General features: G+C 56.0%; 2 pseudogenes. Both read right to left on the reverse strand.

Features of this window, described 5'->3' with window-relative positions:
• Positions 1-309, reverse strand: a pseudogene (locus HMPREF2978_RS13405) (helix-turn-helix domain-containing protein); the annotation flags it as partial.
• Between the two features lie 55 nt (positions 310-364).
• A pseudogene (locus tag HMPREF2978_RS13540) lies at positions 365-778 on the reverse strand (helix-turn-helix domain-containing protein); the annotation flags it as partial.
• Positions 779-798: the final 20 nt, after the last annotated feature.

Below are 798 nucleotides of genomic sequence, written 5' to 3' on the forward strand. Positions count from 1 at the left end.
TCCAACCATTACGGGTGATTTCACGGGCGACGACACTGTGGTGCCTATTTATTTTCTGCGCGATGGCTCGTGCCGAATCACCGACACGACATCCCGCTTCAATAGCAACACGGTCTTCAACAGTAAGCCTGCGACCACGCCCTACCACGCCCTGTTTATCTAAAGCGGCGCTAGGAAATCCATCAACGGCTTGAGTTTTCATCGGTGCTGGCATAACAGAATCTTTACCCAGCTTCTTGCCTGTATCTGGCAAAGACACCACCGCCTCATCAGGCGTTCGACGGTGTCGCTGCCGGCGTAACTTCGCATACCGCTGCTTCCTTATCCACCCATACACGGTAGAAGGATGCACACCGATAGCATCAGCCACTGTCTGACAGCTCTCACCAGCAAGCACTCGCTCCACGGCCTGGGCACGTTCATCAGGTGACAAGTGGGCGCGTCTAGGCCGCACTTCGATTACACCAGCTTTCTTTAACCTGCTGTGAAGCACGCCAGTCGATATTCCAACAGTTTGTGCTGCTTGATTGATCGACATACCTGCACGCACCAACCCAACAGCCTCACGGACAAACGGATCACGCAAACGACTCGCACGCCTGCCGGGAGGTTCGACACCTCTTCCCCTCAACCAACCGTAAACCGATTCGGGGCCTACACCGACATCACGCGCGACCAGGCTAACTGCCTCGCCTGCAGCCACTCGCTCAACGGCAGCATCCTTAACATCCTTCGGAGTCCAACGCGTCACAACTACCTCCCGGTCGAAGTGGCGCATTCACCCCTTGACAGCACGCA

The sequence above is a fragment of the Corynebacterium sp. HMSC074C01 genome, from assembly GCF_001814605.1.
Taxonomy (GTDB): domain Bacteria; phylum Actinomycetota; class Actinomycetes; order Mycobacteriales; family Mycobacteriaceae; genus Corynebacterium.